Here is a 5,582-nt window from a genome sequence, read left to right as displayed (position 1 = left end):
GGGTAGGCTGCGCTTAAAACCCCCACACTGCCAACGCCTTCTCGGCACCCGCCGATCTTCCTTGATCCTGAGAACGGCCTGTCACCGGGCAGCCTGCTGATGCATGGAGGTGGCCGGCTGAACACCTCGACCACCCGTACGCTGAGGATTTGGCAGCGATCATGAGCAGTGATGCGGCTCTATCAATGAAAGGACGATGAGCTCACGAAGCTCAGGGCACATAGCCCATGAGTTTGGCAAGCGCGATAGCGGTAGTTCCGATGGCAACTGCTGCTGTCGAAATTCCCGATATCTTCTTCGCCCCGTCCTCGACTTTGCCAAGGACGTCGACCGCTTTCTTCAATTTATCGGGTGTGGGCTCTATTTGGGCCGCCTTCACGTGTTCAAGCGCATGCTCCTTAAGCTCGGGGGCAACGCCGGAGTCGTGTATGGCTTTGATCGCCTTGGAAAGCTCGGCCTGGATCAGCTCTATCGTTTGCGGCTGGTAATTAACATTGATCTCCCCCGTGTTCGTCGCATCGCCACCCATTGAAACAGCTCCGGCATTAATGCCGCCAGATATATTCGTGGTATTGTTGGTCACGTTAATGCTCCTGAATAAGTCGTCGGAACCGTCGAATGATATACGCATGAGCTTGCTGTAGAGTTCGGTCTTGGCGGCGTGTCCTTCGATCCTCCGACGCAGGAGAGAGTTTTGCGCCTCTCTTTCGTAGAAGTCGAGCACAGTACATTCATATGTTGGCGACCGATCCGCATGGCGCACCATGTGGTCCATGAGTGTATGAGCAATCTCACTGTCCGCCTCGGTCATGAACCAATCGTGCGCCAAAGCCTCGAGCCCGTCGTAATAGGTATCCTTTAGCCCGATAGCCAAAGCGAGGCGGACCTCAGCCTCATCGTCGCCGGCGCCGTTGGCAATGTAATCCTGGTGATCGGCAGCGTTAGCGTGCATGGCGATCGCGCGATACATCCAGCCACGTACATTTGGTGGCCTGCTCTCCACCGAACTGAGCGGGATACCCAGATCGTCAATAGATAGGTTGTCGTTCTCGGCCACGGCCCAAACGGTATACTGGACGACAATATCGTCGTCGTAAGCGCCGAGCGCTTTGACGATTTCGGAATTACTGTGCCGTGGATGAAAGAGATTGTGAGGGGCTCTGTTCAAGCCGACAACGATTAAGCCAAGTTTGAGGACGTCCGCCGACGCCTTCTCAATGTCGACCGGAATGCCCGTCAGGTCCAGTTTTGTATGTTCCACATGCTGCAGGGCCGCAAGGACTCGCATTTGCGGGTCGAAGAGATCGAGATCGTCTATCGCTTTGGTCGCGTCTCGCTTCATCCTGTAAATCGCGGCGATGGCTGCCGCTGCAGTCTGCGGGTCGGAACTAAATTCCTTGAAAACTCCCATCACACATTCGAGGCTGACAGCCGCCGTTCCGCATCTCGCCAATGCATTCAAGGCCCAACGCCTCAGCTTTTCGTCCGATTTTCGGGTGTAAAGAATGCCGACGATTGATTGCTGAACGCCAAGAAGTTCGCTTTGGACGATCCGATAGCCAAGTCTGTATATTCGGCAAATATATTGTAGTGCACGCTTCGTTCGCGCAGAGTCTGACGTTTCCAGCTGCGACTTCACATACGCAACGCTTGGCCCCGATAAGATGAGCGACGATGATGCCAAGTTTTCAGCCGGCTGACAGGTTTCGATCCGTTGTCAGTAACACGTATCGTGACCATGGGTCGAAATCATCGACGTTATTCACAGGAGTGCGCAAGTCGAGCCAAGTCAGGTCGTTCAACGCCAGTCGCCGCCGTTCAGGATGAAACCAGTGTGGGCATTCGAACGAAATAATCGCGAGCAGTTCATTCTGCCCCTCACCATGCGAAACCCACATAAAATACCTTAGGTGAGCAGCAAGCCGGTTGACACTGGCCGGCGTTCTAATCTCGGGAACATCGAGGTCAACTTTTGCTGCTTGGACACCCGAGTCCACAATTCCGAAGTCGTCATTGAACAATGTCCGTTGCTCAAGATGAACGAGAGTCGAAAATCCAACTGAACGTCTCGCCATGAATGCATCACGGTCATCGCGGTAGCGGCCGAGCCTGTAGCTCAGGACCTCGCGGTCGCGGCGCACCGACACAAAAGACCAAAGAAAGACGCTGCTGGGTCGCTTTGCCTTTGGATTGTCGTAACGGTAGCGGTTCGAGCGTAGCAGGCCGAATACTATTTCCGGTTCAATTGGTCTGCCGACTTCCGCGATCAGGGCAAGGTCGCTAACGTCAACTGCGAGAGCAGGCCCGCGCAATAGTTCGCGCATGCGGCGTCGAGTAGCGATCGGTTGCCTGTGGTCCTCGGGAATGGTGTCGTCAGTGAGGAACTCCCTAAGGAAAAAGCGCCCTGGCTTTGTCCTAAAGAAAAGGCTGTTGTCGCGATGAGAGATGATGTCTTCGCTCAACCTAGCTCCGAGCGTCTTATGCTGCGTCCGTCCGTGCAAGTGGGTTGGCACGTAGCCGAGGCGATAGGCAGCAGCCAACATCGCGCGGGGACTCAAGGGTCTCCGTTCGATCCGAAGGATAGACTCAGCGATCGCTAGGTAAGCATCCAAATGTCGCGTCCACGTTGATGATTTTCAAGGATTGGAACGTTAGTCCTCCAGCTCCTTGCATACAAGGCGACGGTCCGCGTACCTTTACGAAAGCCGACGATATTCTCCGCTTCACCTCAGGCCGCGCCTCGCCGCTGCCATTACCGTCCCGTTCCTGAGGGCGGCCTAAGGCAGGAGCGGAGGGGTATGGGATAGCGAACCACCGGGTCGAACCGCCGGGATCGAAGTCTATGGACGGCTCAAAGTTCCCCAACATGTCCCGCAAAGCCGGCTCGGATGGCCTCTTGCGACGTGGCGATATTGTAGAGGTTGCACATAGTTTCTAATACCCGTGCCAGATCATTGAGGCGTCAATCAGTTCTTTGACCATAAATCGAACCTTTCACAGTTGGCGCTTGAAATGGCGCTTCAACTGGATCTTACTTGTGACGGGCAGGGTAGGGTAGCCAGTTATGCGTTCAGTTTTGAGAGTTTTAGCTGTTGCGTCAATTATCGCGGCCGCAACATGGTCGGCCAAGGCTCTGGAATACAAGCCGGTATCGTCGTCGGGCGAACTTCCGTTTCTCATCGTCTCCGGTGAATTTGGGGTCAACGAACCTCTGAATGAGTTTAGCCGCGCTGTCACAAGCAGTGGGGCTAGAGTGGTCGTATTCGACTCGCAGGGGGGTAGTATCGGAAGTGCAATGCAACTTGGACGTATGATCCGGGCAGCCGGCCTTGACACGCTTCAAGTCCGGCAGTTGCAGTGCGCGTCGGCTTGCTCCTTGGCTTTCATGGGTGGCGTTCGCCGTGTTGCCGATCCGGGCTCTATTGGTGTTCACCGCTCATCCTTCGCCCCAGAGAGCGGGATGTCTACCGACGAGGCTGTGGCGAACGTTCAAGCCGTAACTGCCGATATCATGTCCTACATGTCCGAGATGGGCGTGGACCCCAAGTTGATGGCCGTAGCATTGAGTTACGACAGGTCTGATATGCGATATCTCTCCGCCAGTGAGATGGCTGAACTGCGCGTAACCAACATTTCCACCACGCCGCCGTCCGTTGACACGTCGCGTGTGTCGCCAATGCCCACTCCGGCCCCGGCTGAAGCCAGCGCAGACGAGCGGCAGCTAGAGAGCGCGGCGGTAGCATTTATCAAGGGGCTCATCGAGCACCATGGCGACAACGCAGATTTGGCGATCGCTCAGGTTCAAAATTCGTATGCTGGCATCGTCGATTATTACGGAAAGCCAACGGACCTAAGCTCGATCATCGCCGACAAGAGAAGCTATTTCCAACGATGGCCGGAACGGGGATACAATCTCCACGACGAGAGCGTCATAGTCACCTGTGCCAATGAGCGATGCATGGTGTCGGGCACTTACGACTGGGTCGTCCGCAGCCTGCCAAGGCACAAGCAGGCAAAAGGTGTGGCGCGGTTCAGCTACACGATTGCGATTGGGCAGATCCCCAAGATCATCGCTGAGACCAGCAAAGTTATGCGCTAGCGCAGTACAACGTCCGCGAGGGGAAGCGACGACTATCTTAGCCAACCGCAGCGAAGGCCTTCTCCGTCGCCTCAGTTGCAACCCTAAGCCGCCCCTCTTCGCCACCGTAGTTGTCCCCAGCGCCGCCCCCTGAGTGGCCCATGATCGACCGCTTGAGCTTCTCGGGGACCCAAGCGATCACCAGCAAGTCCTCCATTCGGTGGCGCAACGAGTGAGCGGCCCCAGGCAGAACCGGACTGGATCAGAGCGAGTTAGCCTTCTCAAGCGCCCGTCTGGCCATCTCAAGTCTTGCCTCGTCGCCACCGTAGTCCTCCCCAACGCTGCCTGAGGAATGGCCCAGAACAATGTCTTGGTCCGACTTCGTGACGCCGGCCAAGCGTAGGCGATCCTTCATGAGGTGGCGAAGCGAGTGGGTGGTAGCCTTCGGGTCCGTTACACAAGCCCGAACGTGCTTTCCCAAAGCAGCAGACGCTGAGGACGCACCCTTGGGCCTGCCGTAGGTTGGGAACAGCATCGCCGCGTTGCCCGCCGCAGCTTTGGCTTCTGTTGCAGCGTCCAATGCGTCCCCGATCAAGGGCACGTTACGGCGCGACACTGCATTCTTAATGCGGCGGTCGTCATGCCACTCGACCGTGATGTGCGGGATGGCATGTTCGAGATGCACGTCTGCGACCCGCAGACCCGAGACCTCGGCGAGGCGACATCCAGTCCCTTTAAGAATGCGCCAGATGTGCTGGAGGTCGGTCTTGGCGTGTGACACAAGGCGGCCCGAGATGGCGGCAGCCTCATCAAGGGTGAAGGGCCGGCGTTTGTCTTTATCAGGCTCTGCCTTGTCCTTGGGCGCGGCCTCCAAGTTCATGAAGGGATTGGTGACCCCGGTGAGGTCAAATTCTCTGATGGCGTGGTTGATCATCGCACGGACCACATTCAAGTAGCGGTCCACGGACGACGCTTTGCGGCCATCGAGCATGTGGTCCCTGACCTCTTTGGCGTCTTCCCGCTTGAGGTTGCTTAGTGTCCTGTCCTTGCCAAGCGCCGCGCTGACGAGCTTGAACACTCGCTCAAGCTCCATCTTCTTTGTTTCGTCGGTGCCAACCTTCTCTTTGAGGTACAGCCTCCTGGCATCTTCCAAGGTCGGGGCATGGCGCTGTTGATTTTGACCAAGGACAAGGGCGTGGATCAGGGCGCGGTCCGCCGACTCTATGCCAACGGGATTGCCTCGGTCGTCCACTGGATATTTCTCAGCAATCTGCTCCGCGATCAGCTCCCGAGCTAGCGCCTCGGGGTCATCCTCGTCCTCTGGACCGGTCCATTCGGGGTCGAGACTGAGCGCGCGAAGGCGTGTGCGGTTCAGCCTATGGTGCTCAAAGTCGGTCAAGGTGGGGGTGCCAACCAAGCTGCCTAGGGTTTGCGCATCGTGCGGCCGCGACCAAAGGCGCAACTGCTGCTCTGCCTGGGCATGCACCTTGGGGTAGGCCTTCAG

General features: G+C 57.0%; 4 protein-coding genes. 1 reads left to right on the top strand and 3 read right to left on the bottom strand.

From position 1 onward, the window contains the following. Positions 1–211 precede the first annotated feature (211 nt). Together ENZ74_RS19870 and ENZ74_RS19865 are read right to left on the bottom strand one after the other, a co-directional pair. Complete coding sequence (locus ENZ74_RS19870) at positions 212–1,639, bottom strand: hypothetical protein (RefSeq protein ID WP_127224116.1); 1,428 nt, start codon at positions 1,637–1,639, stop codon at positions 212–214. Positions 1,640–1,688: 49 nt separating this feature from the next. Next, positions 1,689–2,462, bottom strand: coding sequence for a hypothetical protein (locus ENZ74_RS19865; RefSeq protein ID WP_342030137.1), 774 nt, complete (start codon positions 2,460–2,462; stop codon positions 1,689–1,691). A gap of 602 nt (positions 2,463–3,064) precedes the next feature. Here ENZ74_RS19865 and ENZ74_RS19860 point away from each other — a divergent pair. Beyond that, positions 3,065–4,099, top strand: a complete 1,035-nt coding sequence (locus ENZ74_RS19860; RefSeq protein ID WP_127224115.1) for a hypothetical protein — start codon at positions 3,065–3,067, stop codon at positions 4,097–4,099. A gap of 241 nt (positions 4,100–4,340) precedes the next feature. On the opposite strand, the gene ENZ74_RS19855 is transcribed toward ENZ74_RS19860, so the two are convergent. Beyond that, on the bottom strand, positions 4,341–5,582 hold a 1,242-nt coding region (locus tag ENZ74_RS19855), incomplete at its 5' end, for a tyrosine-type recombinase/integrase (RefSeq protein WP_127312941.1).

Origin of the sequence: Mesorhizobium sp. M7A.F.Ca.CA.002.15.2.1 (assembly GCF_003998715.1) — a bacterium.
Taxonomy (GTDB): domain Bacteria; phylum Pseudomonadota; class Alphaproteobacteria; order Rhizobiales; family Rhizobiaceae; genus Mesorhizobium; species Mesorhizobium ciceri.
Note: the sequence above shows the minus strand (reverse complement) of the source record. Positions and strands in the feature narration are given on the sequence as shown.